Below are 26,944 nucleotides of genomic sequence, written 5' to 3' on the forward strand. Positions count from 1 at the left end.
ACTCCATCTATCATTATACTTAGTAAAATGTTTTTTCTCCAATTTTCAGTATATCTTACTGTGATTATTACTCAACTCTTTCTTCGCTCATTAACTCAGAAACTGTTCCAATTTCAAGGTTTTTTTGTTTGATCTGCGTGATTAAGCGATCGAGCGATTTCGCAGTTGCTTCTGTTGGATGCATAAGGACCATTGAGCCATTATTAATTTTTGTCATTACACGATTTATAAGTACATCTGGTGATGGTTTTCTCCAGTCAACCGTATCAACGGTCCACATAACCGTCATCATTTTTAATTCGTTGGCAACTTTTATTGTCTCATCCCGAAAACTGCCACTAGGCGGAGCAAACCAAACACATTTCTCCCCTGTAGCTGCTTCTATAATTACATTCGTTTTCACCATTTGTTCCCTTGCTTTTCCAGCCGTCAATTGTTTCATATCAGGATGAGAATAGGAATGATTCCCCACTTCATGACCAGAACTGACAATCATTTTAGCAAGATCGGGATTTTTTTTGACCCAATTTCCTTCTAAAAAAAAACTAACCTTTATATTATGTCTTTTAAGAGTAGCAAGCATCTCCGATAAATATTCATTCCCCCACGCTACATTAATAATAAACGTTACCATTGGTTTATTAGGGTTACCTTTATAAATTGGAGCTGGCGGCAAATCTTCGAGGTGAATCTTTGGCTTTTTCTGGGTAAAAACAAGGTTCTTTTCATTAAAAACACCTTTGTCTTTCATATGCTTATAGGAAGCTGCAATGTTAACCTCTCGCCCATTATAGCCCGGAATTGCCTTCCAGACCTTATCAATAGTCGCATCTATAGGCGGTATTTCATATGTAGGGGCATTTTTAACAATACTTTGATAAAGAGGGTCTGACACTTTTGCTGTTGGCAGGGCTGATTCCTTTTTTATAAAAGGATTACCCACGGCGATCCAAACTGCTAAACAAATACCAATGAGGATAAATACCTTTTTCAATTAACTTTCCCCCTTTCCATACAGATTATGTATAAGAGGGACAAGGTAGAACTTCAGGATACTGTTAGCCGCTGATTCTAAAGAATATAGAGAGAATTATTAAAACGATCATACACGGAAAAAGCCAGGGGTTGTCCCCTGACTTCCTTATCGTCTCAGATTAAATGTCCCGAGTCTCTTGTTATTGATTTTCAGCCTTTTCACGCTGTTCCTTTAAAATAGCTTTACGTGAAAGGTTTACACGGCCCTGTTTATCAATTTCGGTTACTTTCACTAGAAGTTCGTCCCCGATCTTAACAACATCCTCCACTTTACCTACACGTTCTTCGGCAAGTTCAGATACATGAACGAGACCATCTTTACCTGCAAAGATTTCCACGAAGGCTCCAAATTTTTCAATTCGTTTTACCTTACCAAGATACATTTCGCCTACTTGAACTTCACGAACAATATCTTCGATGATTTTCTTTGCCTTTTGGTTCATTTCTTGATTTGTAGAGGCAATAAATACGGTACCATCCTGCTCGATATCAATCTTAACGCCAGTTTCCTCAATAATCTTATTGATTTGTTTACCGCTCGGTCCGATAACGTCCCTGATCTTATCTGGGTTAATTGACATGGTTAAAATCTTAGGTGCAAACTGTGAAAGTTCTGATTTTGGTTCCGTAATGGTAGCAAGCATTGAATCTAAGATGTGCATTCGGCCAACCTTTGCCTGCTGGAGGGCTTCTTCTAATATTTCACGAGAAAGACCTTCAATCTTAATATCCATTTGAAGTGCAGTAACCCCTTTAGCAGTACCTGCTACTTTAAAATCCATATCCCCAAGATGGTCTTCCATTCCTTGAATATCAGACAAAACAGTATAATGTTCTCCAGATTTTACAAGTCCCATTGCAATTCCTGCTACAGGAGCCTTAATCGGAACACCTGCATCCATCATCGCTAATGTACTAGCACAAATACTTGCCTGCGAAGTGGAACCATTAGATTCAAGTACCTCAGATACAAGTCGTATGGTATATGGGAAATCCTTTTCAGATGGAATAATCGGTTCAAGGGCACGTTCACCAAGGGCACCGTGACCAATTTCACGACGACCTGGTCCTCTGATTGGGCCAGTTTCACCAACACTGAATTGAGGGAAGTTATAATGATGCATAAAGCGCTTTTCTTCCTCAATTCCAAGACCATCAAGAATTTGTACATCACCCATTGCGCCGAGAGTACAAATGCTTAGGGCTTGAGTTTGTCCACGGGTAAAAAGTCCAGAACCGTGGGTACGTGGTAAAATACTTATTTGTGAAGAAAGCGGACGGATTTCATCAATTTTTCGGCCATCAGGACGAATCTTCTCCACTGTTATTAAGCGGCGAACCTCACCTTTTACAATCTTGTCCAATATTTGCTTTACTTGCTTCATATCTTCATCTGTAGCTTCTTGTTCCACAAATTTGGCAATCACTTGGTTTTTGACTTCTTTAATGGCATCTTCACGGGCATGCTTTTCTTGGACCTGAATGGCTTTTACCATATCAGATTCGCATATTTCCCTTACTTCTGCCTCAAGTTCCTTATCTATTTCGTAAAGATTGATTTCTCTTTTTGGCTTGCCAATTTCAACGACAATTTTCTCTTGGAACTCAATTAACCGTTTAATCTCATCATGGCCATACATAATTGCTTCTAGCATAGTTTCTTCAGGAACCTCTAACGCACCTGCTTCTACCATGTTGATTGCATCTTTAGTACCTGCAACAGTTAAATGGATATCACTTTTTTCAGCTTGTTCTACAGTTGGGTTAATAACAAATTCATTGTTAACCCGTCCTACGATAACACCAGCAATCGGTCCTTCAAAAGGAATATCTGATGTACTAAGTGCTAACGAAGATCCGAACATTGCAGCCATTTCGGTAGAACAATCCTGATCCACACTCATGACAATACTAATAACTTGTACATCATTACGAAAGCCATCAGCAAATAGCGGACGAATCGGTCTGTCAATTAGTCTGCTTGCCAAAATTGCCTTTTCACTCGGACGACCCTCGCGTTTAATAAAGCCACCTGGGATTTTTCCGACAGCATATAAACGTTCCTCATAGTTAACTGTTAATGGAAAAAAGTCTAAGTTTTTTGGTTCCTTTGAGGCTGTTGCCGTACTCAATACTGCTGTATCTCCATAGCGTACCAAGACTGCACCGTTTGCTTGCTTTGCTAATTGTCCAATTTCGACAGTTAATTTACGGCCTGCCCAAACCATGGAATATTCATGTTTCAATTGTTCCATATTTTTACCCCTCTCTATCTAAATCACTTAGGAGGATGATGCGAAAGTTTTCACTTCCGCTGTACTCATCATTCTAAATCTAACTATTATTAAAAAGCTTAGAAAGCTATTGTTTAAATGCGAAATCACCTTAATAGTATGCACAAAAAAGTCATGACTTAAAAATATGTATAAAAAATTCTTTATTTTCTTTTCCTCTTTTTAAAGCTAATAAAAAAGCGGGAATAATCCCGCTTCTGTAAACTAACGACGTAGACCAAGCTTATTAATTAACACACGGTAACGTTGAACATCTTTGTTACGTAGGAATGTTAAAAGATTACGACGTTTACCAACCATTTTCAAAAGACCGCGACGTGAGTGGTGATCTTTTTTATGAGTACGTAAGTGCTCATTCAAATTGTTGATTGATTCTGTAAGGACAGCGATTTGAACTTCTGCAGATCCAGTGTCGCTTTCATGAGTTTTAAACTCATTGATAAGTTCATTTTTACGTTCTTGAGTGATTGCCATCCGGATTCACCTCCTAAATTTTACAAATCCCCTGGTACCGAGCAAGCGTTGGTGATTCGTCTTGCCAAGTAGAGGTTATTTTTAATACGTTAATAAGGATACAACTTTTCACATCAAAAAGCAAGGCTATAACGAAGTTTATTGTAGGAAAAACGCCTTTTATAAGTGAGAATGTGGAAGATTGTCTTGTTTTTTAAAATAATATAGTGAATTTTGCTTATCTCTTTCAATTTGTGCAACGAGCTCTTCAATCCCTGAAAATTTTTGTTCCTTACGTAAGGGAAGATGCCACTCGATGACCACTTCTTCACCATAGATATCTTTATTAAAGTCAAATAAATGAACTTCAACAGAAGGGTGTAAGGCTTCCTTATTAAAGGTGGGTTTATAACCAATATTACAGACTCCATTGTACCATTGGGTTTCAACTTTCATTCTTACTGCATATACACCGGTCGGCGGGATCATGTAATCGTCATTTAAGTCAACATTCGCCGTTGGAAAGCCAATCGTCCTGCCTCGTTTATCACCATGAATGACTATGCCCGATGTTGTATAAAATCGTCCAAGAAGTGATAAAAGCGCGTCTGTTTTTCCTTCTTTAAGCAAGGTTCTAATTCTAGTTGAACTAACCTTTTGATCACCTTGAGTAAACTTTGGAACGACCGAATAAGAAAATTGATCTCTTGAATGGAAGGGCAACGTTTCCATCGTCCCCTTCCCCATACGCCCATAGGTAAAATCAAAACCAGCAACTACGTGCATTACGTTTAGTCGAATAACATATTGATCAATGAATTCCTGTGGAAGCAAATTGGCAAATTCAGTAGTAAAGTTAATGATAAATAAATAATCAATACCAAGTTCTTCGATAATTTTTATTTTTTCAGATAATGGAGTAATATACTGTATCTGCTGTTCCGTTTTTCCTAATACTACCGAAGGATGGGGGTCAAATGTCATGACCGCACTGCAAATTCTTTTTTCTTCAGCATGCTTTTTTGCCTCAAGAATTACCTGTTGATGGCCACGGTGCACTCCATCAAAGTAGCCCATAGCCATTGCTAGGGGCGGAAATTCAACATTTGTTATATCGTATGGAAATCTAAGCTTAATTACTTCCAATGAAACTCACCTTTTCTATACCGTACCTTTTTCTTCTAAATCATTACGTAACACTTTAACTGGTTTAAAGAGGTCTGGCTTGCTTGGATGTTTTGAATAAATAGCAAGAGCTAGTCCATCAGCAGTTTCAGTGACAATCGGTCCGTTACTAGTTTTTAAATGCTCTGGCATTTGTAATAATGCGCCATTTTTCACTTTCTCTGCTACTTTATCATTAATTAGTAATTTCGGCAAATGAGAAAGTGCTGTTTCTAAAGGCCTTAATACACTTGAAATTGTCCCAGCCTCCATATGTTTTTCAATTTCATCAAACGTCAAACAATCCTCCAATGAAAAAGCAGCAGATTGAACTCTTTGTAAAAAGGACATATGTGCAGGGAAGCCCAGAATTTCACCAATCATTACCGCTAAAGTCCGGATGTACGTCCCTTTACTGCAACTTACCTTAAACCTAAACTGAACAGTTTCACCGATAAATTCATCACAGTCATCTAATAATTCGATGGAATAAATCGTTACCTTTCTAGTGGGACGTTCGACTTCTATACCCTTCCGTGCATATTCATAAAGACGAACCCCTCCCACTTTTACTGCCGAAAACATAGGCGGTGTTTGTTCAATTTCACCGGTTATTGAATGAAAAACTTGGAGAATCTCTTCTCGTCGAATGGTCCGATCCACTGGTTTCTGCTCCACAATTTCACCAGAAGCATCTTCAGTAGTAGTCGAAAAACCAATTGTTACTTCTCCCTCATACGATTTACCAGCATCGGTTATGTATTCAGCAACTTTAGTTGCTTTCCCTATACAAATTGGAAGCACTCCTGTTACGTCTGGATCAAGAGTACCCGTATGGCCTACCTTTTTTGTTTTTAAAATCTTCCGCAATCTAAACACACAATCATGGGATGTCAAACCCGCAGGCTTATATAACGGTAATATTCCTTCCAATTAAAATCCTCCAATCAAAAAATTATCGAAAAAAAAGGATAGACAATGTCTATCCAATTATTCTTCTTCACTTTTTTCTAAAGGCTTTTCATCCTTATGCAGTTGATGAAGAAGTGTATCAATTCGATTCCCGTAATCGATAGATTCATCCCATTCAAAGATGATTTCAGGTGTTTTACGAAGGCGAATACGGTGGCCAATTTCGGTCCGAATAAAACCTTTTGCTTTGGCTAGCCCTTTTAAGGTATTTTCCCTTTGCTCTTCATCACCTAATACGGAAATATACACTTTCGCCTGTTGTAAATCTCCTGTTACTTCAACGTCGGTAACCGTCACAAAACCAATACGTGGATCTTTGATTTTGCGACCGATGATGTCACCTAGTTCTTTTTTCATTTGTTCTCCAACACGATTTGCTCTGTGGCTCATCACATTCACCTCTTAACTTAAAGCCATTCAATCTCGGTGATCGTTCTCTCTATTTCTGGAAATGAGTCGATTAATTTCAAAGCATTTTGCAACTCATGTTCCGTCGATACACGCGTGGAAGTTACGACAACTATGGCAATTTTCGTTCGTTGCCACATATCCTGAAAGCCAACTTCTGATACAGAAACATTAAATTTCTGTTTTAAGCGTGTAAGGATTCGTTGAAGGACAGCCCGTTTCTCTTTTAAAGAATGAGCATCATAGATCATACATTCACATTCGGCCACACCGATGATCATTTACGTTCAATTTCTTCCATTACGTATGCTTCAATGATGTCTCCTTCTTTAACATCATTAAAGTTTTTAATTGTAATACCACATTCGTAACCTTGGGCAACTTCTTTTACATCATCTTTAAATCGCTTTAACGCATCAATATTACCTTCAAAAGTGACAACACCGTTACGAATTAAACGAATACCGCTGTCGCGGGTAATTTTACCATCCGTTACATATGAACCAGCAATTGTTCCTACCTTTGAAACTTTAAAGGTTTGACGGATTTCTGCTTGACCAATTATTTTTTCTTGGAATTCAGGATCAAGCATACCTTTCATTGCTGCTTCAATCTCTTCAATTACTTTATAAATTATACGGTGAAGACGGACGTCAACTTTCTCCGCTTCTGCTGCACGTTTCGCATTTACATCAGGGCGAACGTTAAAACCGATGACGATGGCATTAGACGCTGCAGCAAGACTAATATCCGACTCATTAATCGCTCCAGCACCGCTATGAATAATTTTGATGTTGACACCTTCAACATCAATTTTTTGAAGGGAAGCGGCAACGGCTTCAGCAGACCCTTGAACGTCCGCTTTAAGGATGATGTTTAAATCCTTCATTTCACCTTGCTTTAATTGATCAAAAAGTGTTTCTAGACTAACAATGGATTTTTCACCACGTTGGGCTACCAGTGCTGTTTGAGCTCGTGATTCTCCAACTTGACGTGCGGTTTTTTCGTCTTCAAACACAACGAAACGATCTCCAGCTTGCGGCACATCATTAAGTCCAGTTATTTCAACAGGAGTTGACGGACCTGCCTCTTTGACACGGCGTCCTTTGTCATTCACCATTGCACGGACACGACCAAAGGTATGACCAACAACAATTGGATCACCAATTTTTAGAGTACCGTTTTGGACTAGTAAGGTTGCAACGGATCCACGACCTTTATCTAATTGTGCTTCGATAACAGTACCAACGGCTTTCCGATTTGGATTCGCTTTATATTCTTCTACTTCACTAACGAGTAATATCATTTCTAGAAGGGTGTCAATGCCTTCACCCGTTTTTGCAGAAAGTGGTACAAAGATAGTATCTCCACCCCATGCTTCTGATACTAATCCATGTTCAGTCAATTCTTGCATTACACGGTCAGCATTTGCAGCTTCTTTATCCATTTTATTAACTGCTACAATAATTGGAACCTCGGCAGCTTTTGCATGGTTAATCGCTTCAACAGTTTGCGGCATAACACCATCATCTGCAGCTACGACTAGGATGGTAATATCAGTTATTTTAGCGCCACGTGCACGCATTGTCGTAAAGGCAGCGTGTCCTGGTGTATCAAGGAAGGTAATCTTTTTCCCGTTTTCAACCACTTGATAGGCACCAATATGCTGGGTAATTCCCCCCGCTTCACCTTCTGTAACCTTTGTGTTACGGATAGAATCTAGCAAGGTTGTTTTACCGTGGTCAACGTGACCCATTATTGTTACAACAGAAGGTCTTTCCACTTGAGAATCCTCTGAATCTTCAGTAAAGTATACTTCAAGATCTGTTGTATCAACTTTAATTTCTTCTTCCACTTCAACCCCATATTCGCTTGCAATCAATTCAATCGCATCTTTATCTAAGACTTGATTAATTGTGGCCATGACACCTAGTAAAAAGAGCTTTTTAATAATCTCTGAAGGCTCACGGTAAATCTTCTTTGCAAATTCGCCCACAGTTAGAGATTCACTGAAAGTAATTTTCGCTGGAAGCTCCTTCTCTTTTCTCTTCTGTGGCTGAGCTTGTTGAACTGGTGTATGAGCCTTTTTCTTATTTTTATTATTATTATTATTACGATTTTGATTATTATTGTAAGGCTTGGCTTTAGCTTTATCAGCATTGTTGAAAACCTTATTTTCTTTCGATTGATATTCTTGGTTTTGCTTTTTGCCTTCGACCGTTTTTGGAGGAGAAACAACTTTTACCTTGCTAGGAGCGGCATTTTTATCAGCAGCTTCTTCAAATGCTTTAGGAGTTTTCGTCTGAACTTGCGGCCTTTGCGTTGACTGTGCAGGTCTTTGGTTTTGACGCTGCGCTTGAGTTGGACGAGAGTTTGTTCGTTGTTGCTGCTGTCCATTTTGTTTATTCTCTGTGTTTTGCTGTGGCGCCTTGTTATCCTTTTTACTGAATGTTTCGTCAAGCTTTTTAACTTCTGCGTCTTCTATTGTTGCCATATGATTCGAGACCTCTATATTCATTTCTTTTAGTTTTGTGATGATTTCTTTACTTGAAATGTTGTGCTTTTTTGCATACTCATATACACGTATTTTACTCATCTTTTCACCCCCGCTAGATTTAATCGAGCAACGTTACCATTTTTTTGGCAAATCCATCATCCAGAACAGCTACAACAACGCGGGCTTCCTTGCCAATTGCTTGACCAAGAAGATGACGATTTTCCACAATTTTATATGGAACCTCATACGAATTACACTTATCAGTAATCTTTTTTGTCGTATTTGCAGAAGCATCTGCGGATAATAAAATGAGATGCGCCTTTCCGCTTTGAATCTGCTTCACGGTAAGCTCCTCACCTGATATGATTTTGCGTGCTCGATTGGCCAAGCCAAGCAATGACATCCATTGATTTTGTTTCATTTGGATTGTCAATTCTCCTTCTCTATAAGCTCAAGTAGCTCTTCGTATAACGAATCATTTATAGAAACCTGTAAGTGATTAGATAGGGTATTTTTTTTCTTGGCAAGTAAGACAGCTTCCTTGTCCCTTGAAAGGTAGGCACCCCTTCCGGATTTCTTCCCCGTCAGGTCGATGGATACCTCCCCTTCTTTTGAGCGAACGATGCGAACAAGTTCTTTTTTCGGTTTCATATCACCGGTTGCAACACACTTGCGCATAGGAACTTTTTTCTGATTGTTCATTCATCATTCACCTCACTTTTTAGTCCAACTCTTCTTCATAATCGAAATCAGTATCAACTTGATCATCAAAAAGCCTAATGGTTTCTTCACGTGGATAAATTCCAATTTCACGTGCTTCAGTTTCTGATTTAATATCAATTTTCCAGCCAGTTAGTTTTGCTGCTAGGCGGGCATTTTGTCCTCGTTTCCCGATTGCTAATGAAAGCTGATAATCAGGAACAACAACTGTTGTTGCTTTTTCATTCTCGTTAACCATAACATCTAAAACTTTTGAAGGACTAAGTGAATTTGCAACAAATACTACTGGGTCGGCTGACCACTTAACAATATCAATTTTTTCACCCTTTAATTCATTAACAACCGCTTGAACCCTTGCACCTTTAGGTCCAACACAAGACCCAACTGGATCTACTTCATTATTGTCCGAGTGGACAGAAATCTTCGAGCGATCCCCTGCCTCACGGGCAACTGACTTAATTTCTACGGTTCCGTCATAAATTTCAGGAACTTCAATTTCAAACAAACGTTTTAAGAGACCAGGATGTGTCCGAGATACGAATATTTGCGGCCCCTTGGTGGTCTTTTCAACTTTTGTAATAAATACTTTAATTCGATCATGAGGCTTATAACGTTCATTAGGCATTTGCTCATTTACAGGTAATAATGCCTCTATTTTCCCAAGACTTACATAAATAAATTTAGAATCGAGTCTTTGAACAATACCAGTCATAATATCTTCTTCACGGTCGATAAATTCCGAATAAATAATTCCGCGTTCTGCTTCTCTTACACGCTGAGTAACCACTTGCTTGGCAGTTTGAGCTGCAATCCGCCCAAAGTCCTTGGGTGTAACTTCCATTTCGACAATATCTTCAACTTGGTAATTTGGTGTGATTTGTCTCGCATCCTCTAAGGAAATTTCGAGACGAGGGTCAAATACTTGATCGACCACTTCTTTTCTAGCAAAAACGCGCATAGATCCAGTCTGTAAATTTAAATCAATCCGCACATTCTGGGCTTGATTAAAATTTCGGCGATATGCCGAAACAAGAGCTGCTTCGATCGCATCAATTAAAACATCTCTGGAAATACCTTTTTCTCTTTCCAGTATTATAAGAGCATCTAATAATTCGCTGCTCATCTTTGTGTATCCCCCTATCCTATATCTATTATTTCATTACGAAAAAGTAACAGCTAATCGTGCGTTGGCAACTTTTTCATAGGGAATTTCAATAGTCTTCTTCCGGGTTTTAATCTTCATTTCGATTTTTAAATGTTGACCATCAAATTCTAATAATGTTCCTTCGAAGCTTTTCTCCCCATCGATCGGTTCATAAGTTTTGATAAAGACATTTTTACCCATTGCCTTTTGGAAATCTTTATCTTTTTTCAATGGACGCTCAGCTCCAGGTGAAGAAACTTCAAGAAAATAGTTATGGGGAATCGGATCAAGCTCATCGAGTTTTTCGCTGAGTTTTTCGCTAACGAGTCCGCAATCCTCAATATCAACACCGTTGTCTTTATCGATATATACGCGAAGAAACCAGCTTTTCCCTTCCTTCACATACTCAATTTCCACTAATTCCAAACCAAGTTCTTGAAAAATAGGCGTAGCCAGCTCTTCTACAACTTCCGTTACCTTGCTCATGCTTTACCTCCTTTTCCGAAAATTTCACCCATATTGTATGTAGTTCACGGAAAGTTTTATCAAGTTACTAAGAAAAAAAGATTTATACAAAAACGAAAGAGCGGGTTTCCCCACTCTTGATCACGAGAGTATTTCTTAGTATTTCCAATAAAACTATACCATAACCAACATTTTAATGCAAATAGCGCCCTAAAGCGGAAGCGCCTTGACCAGGGGCAAAAAGCATAAGACAAGCGCTGACAGAAGGCGCTTTTTGCCTTCCGAAGCGATTGGCTTATGACTCGAGCTCCTAGGCGCTGGAGCTAGATGATAATCCAAGTTAAAACAGTGAAAGCTGGTTTTGCTCTGGAAGGGATGATAGGCACCCTTGTTTGTCTAAATATTCAAGGATAGTCTTAGATACCTTTCCTCGTTGCTGTAAATCTTCTTTGGATAAAAATTCTCCTGATTCCCTTGCCTTGACAATATTATAGGCCGCATTCGTTCCTAAGCCTGGAATCGAATTAAACGGCGGTATTAAGGTATTGCCTTCAATGATGAATTCGGATGATGAAGATTTATATAAATCGTAGTTCTGGAAAACAAAGCCCCTTTCAGTCATTTCAAGTGCTAGTTCCAAAACCGTTAATAAGTTTTTTTCTTTGTTAGATGCTTCTAGGCCTTTTGCATTTATTTCTTCTATTTTTGCACGTATCGATTCTGAACCGCGCGACATTGCTTCAATGTCAAAGTCTTCCGCGCGGACAGTAAAATAAGCGGCGTAATAAAGGAGCGGCAGATGTACCTTGAAATATGCAATTCTAACTGCCATAAGTACATATGCAGCAGCATGGGCCTTTGGGAACATGTATTTAATCTTCTTACAAGAGTCGATATACCATTCTGGAACTTCGTTTTTCCGCATCTCTGCTTCCATTTCTTCACTTAAGCCTTTACCCTTACGAACTGATTCCATAATTTTAAAAGCAAAGGATGGGTCCAGTCCCTGATAAATTAGGTAGACCATGATATCATCACGACAGCCAATAACTTCACTAAGATTACATGTTTGATTATGGATTAATTCTTGGGCATTCCCAAGCCATACATCGGTACCATGTGATAGCCCCGATATTTGAACAAGTTCAGAGAACGTTGTTGGTTTCGTATCCTCAAGCATTTGCCGAACGAATCGAGTTCCAAACTCTGGAATACCAAGCGTTCCAGTTTTACACATGATCTGCTTTTCTGTTACGCCTAATGACTCGGTCCCGCTGAAAATTTTCATGACTTCAGGATCATCTGTAGGGATTGTTTTCGGATCCATTCCGCTCAAGTCCTGAAGCATCCTAATCACGGTCGGGTCATCATGTCCGAGGATATCTAGCTTTAGGACATTATCATGGATGGAATGGAAATCGAAATGTGTTGTCTTCCATTCTGAATTTCTATCATCTGCCGGGAATTGAATCGGTGAAAAATCATAAACATCCATGTAATCAGGTATAACAATAATACCACCTGGATGTTGACCCGTTGTTCTTTTAACACCAGTACAGCCTGAAGCAAGGCGTTCTACTTCGGCACCACGCAGTTGTAGATTGTTATCCTGTTGATATGCTTTAACATATCCAAAAGCAGTCTTGTCTGCGACTGTACCAATCGTCCCAGCGCGGAATACATTATCCTCACCAAACAGGACCTTTGTATAATTATGGGCCCGCGGCTGATATTCACCAGAGAAGTTTAAATCGATATCAGGAACTTTGTCCCCTTTAAAGCCAAGGAACGTTTCGAACGGAATATCGTGCCCATCCTTATGGTATTTTCCACCACATTGCGGACAATCCTTATCAGGTAAATCAAAGCCTGAACCGACAGAACCATCATTAAAAAACTCTGAATGCTTACAGGTTGGACACACATAATGAGGTGGTAGTGGATTTACCTCGGTAATTTCTGTCATTGTAGCTACAAGTGATGAACCCACAGATCCCCTTGAGCCTACAAGGTAACCATCATCCAAGGACTTTTTAACAAGCTTATGAGAAATCAAATAAATTACGGCAAAGCCATGCCCAATAATACTTTTCAATTCCTTTTCTAACCTGGCTTCCACTATTTCCGGCAAGTTGTCACCGTAAATTCTCCGCGCCATTGCATAACTCATTTCACGCATTTCTTCATCGGCGCCTTCAATTTTCGGTGTATACAAATCGTCTTTAATTGGTTTAATGACTTCAATCATATCCGCAATTTTATTCGTGTTAGTTACAACAATTTCTTTTGCCTTCTCTATTCCTAAAAATGAAAAAGCATCAAGCATTTCATTAGTTGTCCTAAAGTGAACATCGGGAAGTTCATGGCGATTTAGCGGGTTAGCTCCACCCTGGGAATTAATTAATATTTTTCGATAAATTTTATCATTTTCATTAAGGTAATGGACATTTCCAGTTGCAACAACTGGCAATCCTAATTTATCACCAAGCGTAATGATTTTCGCAATAATATCTTCCATTGCTTTTTCATCGCTAACCAATTCCATTTCAATCAACGGTGCATTTACTTCTTTCGGCATGACTTCAAGATAATCATAAAAACGGGCAGCGCTTTCCACTTCCTCTGGGGATTTTTGCATCATCCCTTCAAATACCTCACCTTTATTACAACCGGAGCCAACTAAAATCCCTTCCCTGTATTTTTGCAAAACAGATCTTGGTAATCTAGGAACTCGATAAAAATATTCAAGGTGTGATATAGATACGAGTTTAAAAAGGTTTTTTAATCCCGCTTGTGTTTGGGCTAAAAGTGTACAGTGATAAGGACGTGCCCGTTGGTAGGCATTTCCTTTCCCCATATTATCATTAAACTGGTCATGGTATTCAATTCCTTTTTCGAGGGAATCCTTTAACATTTTCAAAAGTAGATAACCGGTTGCCTCTGCATCATAAATGGCGCGGTGATGTTGGGTTAATTCAATATCAAACTTCTTAGTTAGTGTATTTAAACGATGGTTTTTCATCTCTGGATAGAGAAATCGTCCAAGTTCAAGTGTATCAATAACAGGATTCTTAGCCTTTTCAAAGCCTATTTTTCTATATCCGACATTGAGGAAACCCATATCAAAGGAAGCATTATGGGCTACAAGAACAGCATCACCAGCCCAATCACTAAAATTCCGAAGAACTTCCTCAATTTCTGGGGCGGTTTGGACCATATCATCGGTAATTCCAGTGAGATTGATCGTTGTTGCCGATAAACGGTGATGAGGATTGGCAAAAGATTCGAAGCGGTCAATGATTTCACCGTCATGTATTTTCACAGCAGCAAGCTCAATAATTGTATTGTACACCGCTGATAGTCCCGTAGTTTCAACGTCAAATACAACATAGGTATCCTCAGCTAGTTGACGATGTGCGTCATTATAGGCAATTGGCACCCCATCATCCACTAAATTTACTTCCACCCCAAAGAGAATTTTAATATCATTTTTCTTCCCAGCACCATACGCTTCAGGGAATGATTGTGCAACCGCGTGATCGGTTACTGCAATTGCTTTATGTCCCCATTTTTTCGCCTGTGCAATCAGTGCGCTAACAGGTGTGACTGCATCCATTTGACTCATTGGTGTATGAAGATGGAGTTCTACACGTTTCTGATCTTCGGGTGCAGTATCCTTTCGGCCAACAGGCTTAATTTCATTAATATCATTTCCAATCATCACGAGGTCACGAACAAAGGTATCATTCTGAATGCTGCCTCGAACTTTTACCCACATTCCTTTTTTGACAAGCTGGAACAGGGCCGCATCCTCTTTATCGCGTGAAAACATTTTTACCATAATAGAGCTTGTGTAATCAGTTATTTTGAAGGTCAGCAGGGAACGGCCGCTCCTGAGTTCACGTATTTCCGCATCAAAAATAAACCCTTCTACAGCTATTCGTCTTTCTTCATCAACAATATCAATCAGACTTCGGAAGTCATTATTATCCTTAATGGTAAGACCAATAGTAAGCGGTCCAGATGGAAGATCACCAGATGCCTGATCCTTTTCAGCTTCTTTTCTCTGCAATTCAACCATTGCTTGAAGTCCGCGTTCTTGATCTTCCTTTTGCTTTGCAAGAAGAAATTGTTGATATTCTTCATTTTTCTCGTTACTTTTTATTACTGTCTCAATCGATAAATTGGGAAATCCAAATGATTGGTAGATTTTAGCGATCGTCTCGCCATATTTCCGCTTTAGTGCTTGTCCCTCAGTATCATTACGAACTGAAATTGTAAGCTTATTACCGTTCACTTCGGGAAGTTGTTCATGTAATAGTTTTAAAAGCGGCGGAGCAATTCCATCAATTTGCTGAATGCTATAACTCCAATAATCTCGTAATAATTCCGGTGAAATAATTTGATTTGTTACATTTATATGGAAGGAAATCGTTGCAATGTTTGAAAATGTCCGTTCAAGCTGTGACGTAAACATTACATAAACATTATAGGGAAGTATATTTTCAAATAAAAATTGAAAATGCCACTTTCTAGCTTTTTTTTCAACTAATAACCTTTCAATTTGCGCATTGTTGAAATGCACTACAACAGCATCCTCAATCAATTGCAGCTGCTGGAGCAAGAGTTGGAATCGCTCTTTTTTGCCTAGGGCATGTTCGCTCATCGTTCTCTCTCCCATCTATTAAATATCGCTTTTTTTATCTCGTCAAAAAGTAATTATATCATATGACTCAAAATGATTCGGCTTTATTCGACAGAAAAATTTCTCCATTTTAGTCAAATAGTTTTCTTTAAAAATAAGAATAGGGGCCGTATTAACGGCCCCCAAAATAAATTAAAGATTACATACTACAAGAAAAACCTTTGAATGTCATTCCAAGTTACAACTAGCATGAGCAGCATTAAGAGGGCGAATCCTATAAAATGAACCATACCTTCCTTTTGACGGTCTATCGGCTTGCCTCTAACAGCTTCGACAGCAAAAAACATTAATCTTCCACCGTCAAGAGCGGGAATAGGTAATAAGTTCATAATACCTAAGTTAATGCTTAAAATCCCTGCCCATTTCATTAAATAATAAATACCCGATTTAGCTACAGAATCTGTTGCTTGGTAAATACCAACAGGACCAGAAAGTGCATCAATTGAAAATTGGCCAGTGACTAATTTACCAACCATTACAAAAATCTGTTTCGTCCAAAAATAGGTTTCTGTGAAACCTGCCTTAATTGCTTGAATAGGAGACTTTTCAACAGGACTATAAACACCAATAAGCCCAATTTTCTTCCCTTCAACCGTTTTTTCAATTGGGGTTACCGTGATATCTAAATCCTTTTTGTCACGGCGAATAGAAAAGTCGAGCTTTTCATTTGGATTTTTCCGAATGACCTCCACTACATCAGACCAACTCGAAATTTCTGAACCATTAATCGTCTGGATGAGATCACCTTTTTTAAGACCAGCAGCCATCGCTGCCCCATCAGGAGTTATTTCACCTAACTTAGGTTCATTCGTAGGTACCCCCTGTATAAAAGCAATAATAATAAATAAAATGAATGCAAGTACAAAATTCATCATCGGACCAGCAAAAATAGCCATCGTTCTTTGTCCTAATGTTTTTGATCCGAATTGACGGTCAATTGGAGCAATCTGTGACTCGATTCCATTTTCCACGATGACTGCTTTTGGGTCAATGATAAAGGTTTTTAATACTTCATCTTCATCTTCAGGAAATCCTTTAATAACTAAATCCTTTTCGATATCAGCATATTCCACTTCAACGATCCGACAATTAGGAAACTTCTCTTTATTATTTAAGATGATTTTATTTACTTTTTCATCCTTATCAAACAACAAGCCAATACGATAACCAGGCTTTATTTCAATCATTTCCGGGTCTTCGCCAGCCATGCGCACAAATCCACCAATCGGAAGTAACCGAATGGTATAGGTTGTCTCCGCTCTTTTATGGGAAAATACTTTTGGGCCAAAACCAATTGCAAATTCACGGCATAAAATACCAGCCCTTTTTGCGAAAATCAAATGACCTAATTCATGAAAGAATACGAGTGCGCCAAAAATCACTATAAAGGCAATAACTGTAGTCAAAATAAAACCACCTTTTTTTTCAGGATAAGAGAGATTCTTTTACTTGCGCTTCCGTTTTTCTTACAGGAGTGAATGAACATATTCTCTTGTTTCTTTGTCTATCTCTTGGATTGAAGTTAGGCTAGGGTGTTCCGTGATTTGGTGGGCGGTTAGGGCTTTCTCAATCAAATCTTCAATCTGCAAGAACCGAATTTTCCCTTCTAGAAAAGCTGCCACGGCCACTTCATTCGCTGCATTCAATACCGTTGGCATCGATCCACCTTTTTTCCCAGCCTCATAAGCAAAACCAAGACAGCGGAATCTCGCGGCATCCATTTCCTCGAAATGCAATTTCCCAATCCTTGCCAGATCCAAACGTTTAGATGAAGGCAATGGCAAACGATCAGGATAGGTGAGCGCATATTGAATCGGCACTCTCATATCTGGTGTTCCAAGCTGAGCAATGATACTGCTATCGTGAAACTCAATCATTGAATGGATGATGCTTTCTTTATGAAGCAGTACATCAATTTTTTCATATGGCATATTGAAAAGCCAATGAGCTTCAATTACTTCTAAACCTTTGTTCATCATTGATGCCGAATCAATTGTGATTTTTGCCCCCATCGACCAATTTGGATGGTTTAGTGCTTGCTCCACGGTAACATTTTTCAATTCTTGCCTGGAGAGGTCACGAAAGCTCCCGCCGGAAGCAGTTAGAATTAATCTTTCAATGTTTTTCTCCTTTTCCCCCTGCAAGGCTTGAAAAATGGCAGAATGTTCACTATCGACCGGAAGGAGTGGTACATTATTTCTTTTAGCCGCATCCATAACTAAATGACCTGCAGTAACCAGTGTTTCTTTATTGGCAATAGCGATTATCTTCCCACATTCAATTGCTTGTAAAGTCGGGTTTAACCCCACACTTCCAAGAACTGCGTTGACAAGAATATCGGCTTTTTCATAAACTGCTGTCTCGATTAGTCCTTCCTGACCAAAAGTGAATTTAATATTAGGAAATTCTGCTTTTAATGTATTACAGTCATGATAGTCTTGTACAGAAACAAGCTCAGGCTGAAATTCAACAATCATTTTTCGAGCCAAATCGATATTTTTACCCACAGAAAAGGCTGCTAATGTAAATTCAGATGGATGCTCACGGATAATATCTAAGGTTTGGGTTCCTATCGATCCGGTTGCACCCAATAAGCTAATGGTTTTCAATAAAAAGTCAACTCCTAAATGTGAAGCGCACGCGCTCTATAACCAAAGGTGAAAAAAATGTAACAAGGGCCAAACAAATAATAGGCTGTCAAATCGATCAAGAATTCCACCATGACCTGGCAAGATTGTACCAGAATCTTTGACATTAAAATGACGCTTAAAGGCTGATTCAACTAAGTCACCAATTTGTCCAAAAACGGAAAGGACGATTGTAATTCCCATTAAAGTTAAAAGACCGACGTTAATGTTTGAGAGGAGTACAAATATGACAGCCACAACAACTGCGCAGGCGATTCCGCCAATCGACCCTTCAACTGTCTTATTCGGGCTAATTTCGGGCCATAGCTTCGTTTTACCAAGAGCTTTTCCAATAAAATAAGCACCTGAATCAGTAGCCCAAATCATAAATAAAGAATACAAAATATAGACAAGTCCCCCATCCTGCCTCGTTTCAAAGAAAAAGTAAAAGCCAATACCTACATAAATGGCTGATAGGATAGAAAAAGAAACGTCTTCAAATGTAAATTGATTTTTGGTAATTACGGTGTAAGTTAATAACAAAAGAATTAATGCCATGCATATTTCTATTTTTGAATAATAGAAGGAATCTATAACGGAATGATATTCTCCGGGGAAGAGCAACACCCATAGAAATAAAAGTGCTAATATACCATTAACCGAAAAAATAGGAAGTTTTTTCATTTTCAATAACTCATACAATCCGATCGTCGCTAAAAAGTACGTTAAAATTATAAGTGGAAATCCACCATAATAGACAATTGGTAAAAATAGTGCAGCTGCAATGACTCCTGTTATGATTCTTTGCTTCATCTAATTTTTCAACACCTTTGTTGTTCTATATGCCACCAAACCGACGCTGTCGTTTCTGGAACGTTTCAATTGCTTCAAGTAAATGTTCTTCATTAAAGTCTGGCCATAAGACTTCTGTAAACCAAAACTCTGAGTAAGCCAACTGCCAAAGCATAAAGTTACTCAAGCGGATTTCACCACTAGTACGGATTAAAAGATCTGGGTCTGTAAAATTAGCAGTCATTAAGTAGGAAGAAAAGACTTTTTCGTCTAACTCCGTCTCGTTCAGTTTACCACTTTTGCTGTCATTTAAGACTTGCTTCACAGCATCAAGAATCTCAGCCCTGCTCCCGTAATTTAATGCAAAGTTTAATACTAATCCATCATTATTTTTTGTTTCTTCTATAGCTTTTTCTATTGCACGCAGTGTATGTACTGGAAGTTGATTTTTATAGCCCATCATTTTCACTTGAACATTTTCCTCAATTAAATCCGGTAAAAATGTGCCTAAAAATTCATCAGGCAGACTCATAATATATTCGACTTCATTTTTTGGCCTTTTCCAATTCTCAGTTGAAAAAGCATACAATGTTAAGGTTTTAATGCCGAGTTCATTTGCTAATTTCGTTGTTTTCCGAACAACCTTCATGCCCTCATGGTGACCAGCAATACGTGGTAATGCCCGTTTCTTAGCCCAACGTCCGTTGCCATCCATAATAATTGCCACATGCTCAGGAACAGGCGATTTTTTTATTTCTTCTATTTTATTTCGGAGTGTGGAAGTGTTATTTCGGTTCTTCCCAAGCCTTAATTTATTAAACATAACATTGCTCCTCCAATTAGTTAATCATTTCCTCCGAAAATTAAATCATATATCAATTCCATTGAAGCATGTGTGTTGTTATGTAATGGACATTTCGGGGTAGCATGTTTTTATCATACCAAAAAAGCATAAAGATATCTCTAATAATTAACTTATGTAAAATAGTAGGAATTAAGAATTATATTCAGACAACTTTCGGGAACAATCAATAATTCTTAAATTAAGTATTAAAATAGTGAAAAACCCCCTAAAACAGAGGGTTCTTATTTATTAACTAGGCTGTGTTAAATTTGTCTGTTGATTTCCGCTCCATGCGCTCCAATCAACAGAATTTGTAAAATCACCATTTAGTTTTAACACAGCCATTAATTAAACTTCCAAAATTTCCTTTTCTTTGTCTTTTGTAATTTGATCAACTTTACTAATATATTCGTCGGTAAGTTTTTGGATATCCTCCGAATGACCGCGAAGACTATCCTCAGTAATTTCACCATTCTTCTCTAGCTTCTTTAATTCGTCATTACCATCTCGACGGATATTACGGATAGCTACCTTCGCTTCTTCTGATTCCTTTTTGACCAATTTTACTAACTCCTTGCGGCGCTCCTCAGTCAATTGTGGAATAGCAAGGCGGATTACCATACCGTCGTTGGTAGGATTTAATCCTAAATCAGATTTAAGAATTGCTTTTTCGATATCCCCAAGGGTGGATTTATCATATGGTTGAATAACAATAAGCCTAGCTTCAGGTGTTGAAATTCCAGCCATTTGGTTGACAGGTGTTGGTGCACCATAATAATCAATTGTAATTCTGTCCAATAACGAAGCGCTTGCTCTCCCCGCACGGATGCTGGCAAGCTCACGCGAATATGACTGAATCGCTTTTGTCATACGATCTTTAATGGTAGAGATGACTTGTTTTGGCATTAATGTTTCCCCCTAACAATTGTTCCTATTTTTTCCCCCATAACGGCTCGTTTAATATTCCCCTGCTCCATAATCGAGAAAACAATCAATGGAATATCATTGTCCATGCATAAGGAGGAGGCAGTAGAGTCCATAACTGCTAATCCTTCTTTAAGAACATCTAAGAAAGACAAATCTTCATATTTAGTAGCATTTGCATCTAATCGAGGGTCTGCAGAATACACTCCATCGACATTATTCTTTGCCATTAAGATTACTTCAGCATCGATTTCCGCTGCTCGAAGTGCAGCGGTTGTATCCGTTGAGAAATATGGATTTCCAGTACCCGCCGCAAAAATGACTACCCGTTTTTTTTCTAAATGCCTAATTGCACGGCGTCGAATATAAGGCTCAGCCACCTGGCGCATTTCAATAGAGGTTTGCACCCGTGATTCAATTCCTAAGTGCTCCAAACTATCTTGCAGTGCTAAAGAATTCATAACCGTTGCAAGCATCCCCATATAATCTGCAGTTGCCCGGTCCATACCCATTTCACTGCCAATTTTTCCGCGCCAAATGTTACCGCCACCGACAACGACAGCAACTTCTACACCAAGCTCTGCTATTTCTTTAACTTGAATGGCAATCGATTTGATCACAGAAGGTTTAATTCCAAAGCTCGATTCACCTGCAAGTGCTTCTCCGCTCAACTTTAATACTACGCGTTTGTACTTAGGACCGCTCATATAAACCTCCATTATGTAATTAATTCTTTTTAAAAAAGGGAACACACCGTGTCCCCTATTTAAAAACCTATTTCATTAACATTCCCTTAAAACTATTTTGTTTTTGGCTTTGTTATACTTGGCTGTTGATTTCCGCTCCAATCAACATGTGTCAAAATTAACAATGAGCTTTAAGATAGCCTTGTTTTTACGCTAGAGAATAGTTTTTGATTATTTTTTAATTTGATTCATAACTTCTTCAGCAAAGTTATCTTCACGTTTTTCGATACCTTCTCCGACTTCGTAACGGACGAACTCACGGATTGTAGCACCCTTAGATTCAACAAACTGACGTACTTTTTGATCAGGGTTTTTAACGAAAGTTTGATCAAGTACACAAACATCTTCAAAATATTTTCCAAGACGGCCTTCAACCATTTTTTCAACGATTTTTGCAGGCTTGCCTTCGTTAAGTGCTTGTTGTGTTAATACTTGACGCTCATGCTCAACTTCTTCTTGTGAAACTTCGTCACGAGATACATACTTTGGTTTTAGTGCAGCAATATGCATTGAAACATCCTTCGCAGCATCCGCATCTGTTGTACCTTCAAGTACTGATAGGACAGAAATGCGGCCACCCATATGAATATATGCTCCAAATGCATCATTGTCTGTTTTTGATGTAACAGAAAAGCGGCGAAGTGTTAATTTTTCACCAATCTTAGCAATAGAAGCATTGATATGATCTGCAATAGTAGCACCATTTTCCATCGTTTGAGCAGATGCTTCTTCAACAGTTGCAGGCTTGTTCTTTAGAAGATGCGCAGCTAGATCTTTTACAAGAGCTTGGAACGCTTCATTCTTCGCAACAAAGTCAGTTTCAGAGTTTACTTCTAGAATAACTGCATCGTTACCTTCAGTTACAACATAAGTTAAACCTTCTGCAGCAATACGGTCACCCTTCTTAGCAGCAGATGCAATCCCTTTTTCGCGTAAGAAATCAATTGCTTTGTCCATATCTCCATCAGTTTCAGTTAGTGCTTTTTTACAATCCAACATACCTGCACCAGTTTTTTCACGTAGTTCTTTAACCATTTGAGCAGTAATTGCCATAATGTAAATTCCTCCTTTATTTTACTATGTATCCATATCTTAGCCAATGACAGCTATTCTAAAACTTTCCAATAAAAACCTTCTTTAAAAAAAGGTGATAAAGGGTCTCCCTCTTATCACCTTTTGATTTAATTAAGCCTGAACTTGTACTTCTTCACCTTGTTTAGCTTCAAGGATAGCATCTGCCATTTTACCTGTTAAAAGCTTAACCGCACGAATCGCATCGTCATTCGCAGGAATAACTACATCGATTTCGTCTGGATCACAGTTTGTATCAACAATACCTACGATAGGAATGTTCAATTTCTTAGCTTCTGCAACCGCGATACGCTCTTTACGAGGGTCAATAATGAAAAGTGCATCTGGAAGTTGTTTCATATCTTTGATCCCGCCTAAGAATTTCTCTAGACGCTCTTGTTGTTTCTTTAATTGAACAACCTCTTTTTTAGGTAATACTTCAAAAGTTCCGTCTTCAGACATTCTTTCGATATCTTTTAAGCGGCCAATACGCTTTTGAATTGTTTCAAAGTTTGTTAAAGTACCACCTAACCAACGTTGGTTAACATAATACATACCAGAACGGCCCGCTTCTTCTTTAACAGAATCTTGAGCTTGTTTTTTTGTACCAACAAAAAGAACTGTTCCGCCGTTACCAGCAAGTTCCTTTACCCAGTTATAAGCTTCTTCAACTTTTTTAACTGTTTTTTGAAGGTCAATGATATAGATACCGTTACGCTCTGTGAAGATATATTTCTTCATTTTAGGGTTCCAACGGCGAGTTTGGTGTCCGAAGTGTACACCAGCTTCAAGCAATTGCTTCATAGAAATGACTGACATGATTTTTCCTCCTAATGGTTTGTTTTCCTCCGCTCACCTCATCTTTAAACAGAAACTGTTATGAACAGCACCATCTGATTAAATCAATGAGCGTGTGTATTAACACCATGAAATAATATAGCATATGTAATAATAACAATCAAGCATTAGTTTAATAAAAAAACAAAATCCCCAGTTAGCTGGGGATTAGTTATGATTAATTTGATCTTAATTTATCGAGTTCCATCAGAAACTTATCATTTAAAACTTTGATATATGTTCCTTTCATCCCTAGTGAGCGTGATTCAATTACCCCTGCACTTTCAAGTTTTCTTAGTGCATTAACGATAACAGAACGAGTAATACCAACACGATCAGCTATTTTCGAAGCAACCAATAAGCCTTCACGGCCATTTAATTCTTCAAAGATATGTTCAATCGCTTCAAGTTCACTATATGATAATGAACTAATAGCCATTTGAACCACTGCTTTGCTTCTAGCTTCTTCTTCAATTTCTTCAGACTTTTCTCGTAAAATTTCCATACCTACAACAGTTGCACCATATTCCGCAAGGATTAGATCATCATCGTGGAACTTTTCTTGTAATCTTGCAAGAATTAACGTGCCAAGGCGTTCCCCGCCGCCAATAATTGGAACAATTGTAGTTAAACCTTCTTTAAATAAATCTCTGTTTTCTATTGGAAAAGCTGTATATTGGCTTTCAATATCAAGATTTGATGAAGTTTCTTGAATATTAAATAAACCATTTGTATATTCCTCAGGGAATTGACGATCCTCAAACATCTTTTTCATTCTTTCATTTTCAATTTGCTGATGAATAGAGAATCCTAAAAGTTTACCACGACGGCTAACAATATACACATTTGCTTCAATCGTTTCACTTAAAGTGACTGACATTTCCTTAAAGTTAACTGGCTTTCCTGCTGCTTTTTGTAATAAAACATTAATTTTTCTCGTTTTTGTAAGTAAATCCATCTGTTTCTTCCTCCTAATAACTACAACCATTATTAAATTATTAATTAATCTTCAAATACTACATTTATTGGGGTATTTAAAAAATGAACATTTCTTCATACATGGGATTATCAGACGTTCATTTTTATAAGATAAACTGACTTAAATCTTTATTTTTCGAAATAGCACCAAGTTTATCGTCGACATACTGTGGTGTAATTGTTATCTTCTCCATCGAAATTTCTGGAGCTTCAAAAGATAAGTCTTCTAAAAGCTTTTCGAGAATCGTATGAAGACGTCTTGCACCAATATTGTCTGTATTTTGATTCACTTCAAATGCAACTTCGGCAATTCTACGAATAGCATCGTCAGAAAATTCAATTTGTATACCTTCTGTTTCCAATAATGCCTGATATTGCTTAATAAGGGCATTATCTGGTTCGATTAAGATTCTGAAGAAATCTTCCACAGTTAGCTTTGTTAGTTCTACACGAATTGGGAAACGCCCTTGAAGTTCTGGAATTAAATCGGAAGGTTTCGCCATGTGAAATGCTCCAGCAGCAATAAATAATACATGGTCGGTTTTTACTGACCCATATTTGGTCACTACTGTTGAACCTTCAACTATAGGCAAAATATCTCTTTGGACCCCTTCTCTAGATACATCTGCAGAAGAGCCTCCCGAATTTTTACTAGCGATTTTATCAATTTCATCGATAAAAATAATACCTGCTTGTTCCGCACGATAAACGGCCTCAGAATTTACTTCATCCATATCAATAAGCTTAGAAGCCTCTTCACTAGTCAGCACCTTGCGAGCTTCACGGACAGTCAATTTTCGCTTTTTGCGTTTTTTCGGCATAAAGCTGCTTAGGGCATCCTGCATATTCATTCCCATTTGTTCAATCCCTGAGCCTTGCAGCATATCAAACATGGATGGAGCTTGCTCATCTACTTCAACCGTAACGATTTCTTCCTCTAGTTGACCAAGTGCTAATTTTTCTTTGACAATTTTTCGTTTTTCAGTAATCGAATAATCCTCTTGATGTGTTTCTGGTTCAGTTGATGTATTCCCGCCTCCAAATAACATTTCAAGCGGGTTTTTATAGTTACTAGTTTTTTTGGCTGATGGCACAAGTAAATCAACTAGCCTGCTGTTGGCATTCTCTTCTGCACGTTCCTTCACACTTTGCATCCGTTCCTCTTTTACTAAACGAACAGAGGTTTCAGCAAGATCTCTAACCATGGATTCTACATCTCGCCCAACATAGCCTACTTCAGTAAACTTAGTTGCTTCAACCTTAATAAAAGGGGCACCCACAATTTTGGCAATCCTTCTGGCAATTTCCGTTTTCCCAACTCCAGTCGGACCTATCATCAATATATTTTTGGGGATAATTTCATCCCTAAGTTTTTCATTTAACAATCCTCTTCTGTAGCGATTTCTTAAGGCAACAGCAACCGCTTTCTTAGCATCCTTTTGTCCAATAATATATTGATCAAGTTTTTCAACAATTTGACGAGGGGTTAAATTAGTTGTTTTTCCCATGATAATTAGTCTCCTTCCCGTTATAGCTCTTCAACAATAATGTTATGGTTCGTATAGACACATATTTCAGCTGCTATTTCTAAAGAAGCTTTTGCTATTTCCTTTGCAGATAAATGGTCTCCTGAGTATTTCTTTAAAGCACGTCCAGCAGATAATGCATAATTTCCACCTGATCCAATCGCAAGAATTCCATCGTCAGGTTCAATTACTTCTCCTGTTCCTGAAACAAGCAGCAAATATTCACGATTCATAACAATTAGCATCGCTTCAAGCTTCCTGAGCACTTTGTCACTTCGCCACTCTTTGGCAAGCTCAACAGCAGCTCTTTGAAGGTTACCGTTAAATTCTTCTAATTTCCCCTCGAACAGTTCGAAAAGAGTAAAAGCATCTGCAACAGAACCTGCAAAACCTGCTAATACCTTTCCATTAAATATCTTTCTTACTTTTCTCGCTGTGTGCTTCATCACTACCGCATTACCAAATGTCACTTGTCCATCACCTGACATTGAATATTCACCATTATGATGGATTGCAAAAATCGTTGTCGCATGAAATTGGTTCATTAAGATGAGCCTCCCTTTGGAGTGATTTCTATTCACATTACCTCGCAGATAAGTATGTAACAGGTGAACTACCATTTACATGAAAGTTACGAAAACTGACTATGTTAACTGGAATATTTGACCTCATTACTTTATGAGTTATTTCCACCATGAAGATAAGAAATTTTACTGATGTCATGTTGATTAGGTTCAAGTGT

At 38.3% G+C, this 26,944-nt stretch carries 24 protein-coding genes; all 24 read right to left on the reverse strand.

What is annotated here, in order from left to right; translation table 11 throughout:
• Window positions 1–67 precede the first annotated feature (67 nt).
• Window positions 68–994, reverse strand: coding sequence for a polysaccharide deacetylase family protein (locus J7E77_RS11765; RefSeq protein WP_214714537.1), 927 nt, complete (start codon window positions 992–994; stop codon window positions 68–70).
• A gap of 181 nt (window positions 995–1,175) precedes the next feature.
• Window positions 1,176–3,290, reverse strand: a complete 2,115-nt coding sequence (gene pnp, locus J7E77_RS11770) for a polyribonucleotide nucleotidyltransferase (protein ID WP_214714539.1) — start codon at window positions 3,288–3,290, stop codon at window positions 1,176–1,178.
• 243 nt (window positions 3,291–3,533) lie between these two features.
• On the reverse strand, window positions 3,534–3,803 hold the full coding sequence (gene rpsO / locus J7E77_RS11775) for a 30S ribosomal protein S15 (protein WP_026566475.1): 270 nt from the start codon (window positions 3,801–3,803) through the stop codon (window positions 3,534–3,536).
• Window positions 3,804–3,962: 159 nt separating this feature from the next.
• Complete coding sequence (ribF, locus tag J7E77_RS11780) at window positions 3,963–4,928, reverse strand: bifunctional riboflavin kinase/FAD synthetase (protein WP_214714541.1); 966 nt, start codon at window positions 4,926–4,928, stop codon at window positions 3,963–3,965.
• Between the two features lie 15 nt (window positions 4,929–4,943).
• On the reverse strand, window positions 4,944–5,879 hold the full coding sequence (gene truB, locus J7E77_RS11785) for a tRNA pseudouridine(55) synthase TruB (protein WP_214714543.1): 936 nt from the start codon (window positions 5,877–5,879) through the stop codon (window positions 4,944–4,946).
• A 57-nt stretch (window positions 5,880–5,936) separates the two neighbouring features.
• On the reverse strand, window positions 5,937–6,308 hold the full coding sequence (gene rbfA, locus J7E77_RS11790) for a 30S ribosome-binding factor RbfA (protein WP_088086394.1): 372 nt from the start codon (window positions 6,306–6,308) through the stop codon (window positions 5,937–5,939).
• A gap of 17 nt (window positions 6,309–6,325) precedes the next feature.
• Entirely contained in the window at window positions 6,326–6,607 is a 282-nt protein-coding gene (locus J7E77_RS11795) for a DUF503 domain-containing protein (RefSeq protein WP_088086393.1), read from the reverse strand.
• Window positions 6,604–8,922, reverse strand: a complete 2,319-nt coding sequence (gene infB, locus J7E77_RS11800; protein WP_214714545.1) for a translation initiation factor IF-2 — start codon at window positions 8,920–8,922, stop codon at window positions 6,604–6,606. The genes J7E77_RS11795 and infB overlap by 4 nt, the downstream gene beginning before the upstream one ends.
• Window positions 8,923–8,941: 19 nt before the next feature.
• Window positions 8,942–9,244 carry a YlxQ family RNA-binding protein gene (locus J7E77_RS11805; RefSeq protein WP_088086391.1) on the reverse strand — a complete coding sequence of 101 codons (303 nt, stop codon included), beginning with the start codon at window positions 9,242–9,244 and terminating at the stop codon, window positions 8,942–8,944.
• 8 nt (window positions 9,245–9,252) lie between these two features.
• Window positions 9,253–9,525, reverse strand: a complete 273-nt coding sequence (gene rnpM / locus J7E77_RS11810; RefSeq protein ID WP_088086390.1) for an RNase P modulator RnpM — start codon at window positions 9,523–9,525, stop codon at window positions 9,253–9,255.
• A gap of 19 nt (window positions 9,526–9,544) precedes the next feature.
• Window positions 9,545–10,666 (reverse strand): transcription termination factor NusA, encoded by a 1,122-nt coding sequence (nusA, locus tag J7E77_RS11815; RefSeq protein ID WP_214714547.1) that lies wholly within the window; start codon window positions 10,664–10,666, stop codon window positions 9,545–9,547.
• Window positions 10,667–10,702: 36 nt separating this feature from the next.
• Window positions 10,703–11,173 (reverse strand): ribosome maturation factor RimP, encoded by a 471-nt coding sequence (rimP, locus tag J7E77_RS11820; protein WP_214714549.1) that lies wholly within the window; start codon window positions 11,171–11,173, stop codon window positions 10,703–10,705.
• 319 nt (window positions 11,174–11,492) lie between these two features.
• Window positions 11,493–15,818, reverse strand: a complete 4,326-nt coding sequence (locus J7E77_RS11825) for a PolC-type DNA polymerase III (RefSeq protein WP_214714551.1) — start codon at window positions 15,816–15,818, stop codon at window positions 11,493–11,495.
• Window positions 15,819–16,003: 185 nt separating this feature from the next.
• Window positions 16,004–17,263: an RIP metalloprotease RseP gene (gene rseP / locus J7E77_RS11830; RefSeq protein ID WP_214714553.1), complete on the reverse strand. Its 1,260-nt coding sequence runs from the start codon at window positions 17,261–17,263 to the stop codon at window positions 16,004–16,006.
• Window positions 17,264–17,323: 60 nt separating this feature from the next.
• The gene (dxr, locus tag J7E77_RS11835) at window positions 17,324–18,466 is read right to left on the reverse strand and encodes a 1-deoxy-D-xylulose-5-phosphate reductoisomerase (RefSeq protein ID WP_214714555.1); all 1,143 of its coding nucleotides are present in this window, start codon (window positions 18,464–18,466) and stop codon (window positions 17,324–17,326) included.
• 36 nt (window positions 18,467–18,502) lie between these two features.
• Entirely contained in the window at window positions 18,503–19,297 is a 795-nt protein-coding gene (locus J7E77_RS11840) for a phosphatidate cytidylyltransferase (protein WP_214714557.1), read from the reverse strand.
• A 25-nt stretch (window positions 19,298–19,322) separates the two neighbouring features.
• The gene (locus J7E77_RS11845) at window positions 19,323–20,099 is read right to left on the reverse strand and encodes an undecaprenyl pyrophosphate synthase (RefSeq protein WP_214714559.1); all 777 of its coding nucleotides are present in this window, start codon (window positions 20,097–20,099) and stop codon (window positions 19,323–19,325) included.
• A 369-nt stretch (window positions 20,100–20,468) separates the two neighbouring features.
• Complete coding sequence (gene frr, locus J7E77_RS11850; protein ID WP_098933008.1) at window positions 20,469–21,026, reverse strand: ribosome recycling factor; 558 nt, start codon at window positions 21,024–21,026, stop codon at window positions 20,469–20,471.
• Window positions 21,026–21,751 carry a UMP kinase gene (gene pyrH, locus J7E77_RS11855; protein WP_168242772.1) on the reverse strand — a complete coding sequence of 242 codons (726 nt, stop codon included), beginning with the start codon at window positions 21,749–21,751 and terminating at the stop codon, window positions 21,026–21,028. The genes frr and pyrH overlap by 1 nt, the downstream gene beginning before the upstream one ends.
• A gap of 210 nt (window positions 21,752–21,961) precedes the next feature.
• Entirely contained in the window at window positions 21,962–22,843 is an 882-nt protein-coding gene (gene tsf, locus J7E77_RS11860) for a translation elongation factor Ts (protein WP_214714562.1), read from the reverse strand.
• A gap of 132 nt (window positions 22,844–22,975) precedes the next feature.
• A complete protein-coding gene (gene rpsB / locus J7E77_RS11865; protein ID WP_088086379.1) occupies window positions 22,976–23,680 on the reverse strand; it encodes a 30S ribosomal protein S2 in 705 nt (234 codons plus the stop codon).
• Between the two features lie 196 nt (window positions 23,681–23,876).
• On the reverse strand, window positions 23,877–24,656 hold the full coding sequence (gene codY / locus J7E77_RS11870) for a GTP-sensing pleiotropic transcriptional regulator CodY (RefSeq protein WP_168242771.1): 780 nt from the start codon (window positions 24,654–24,656) through the stop codon (window positions 23,877–23,879).
• Between the two features lie 124 nt (window positions 24,657–24,780).
• On the reverse strand, window positions 24,781–26,184 hold the full coding sequence (gene hslU, locus J7E77_RS11875; protein WP_214714564.1) for an ATP-dependent protease ATPase subunit HslU: 1,404 nt from the start codon (window positions 26,182–26,184) through the stop codon (window positions 24,781–24,783).
• Between the two features lie 20 nt (window positions 26,185–26,204).
• Window positions 26,205–26,747 (reverse strand): ATP-dependent protease subunit HslV, encoded by a 543-nt coding sequence (hslV, locus tag J7E77_RS11880; RefSeq protein WP_088086376.1) that lies wholly within the window; start codon window positions 26,745–26,747, stop codon window positions 26,205–26,207.
• Window positions 26,748–26,944 lie beyond the last annotated feature (197 nt).

It is taken from the genome of Bacillus sp. ISL-77 (assembly GCF_018613105.1).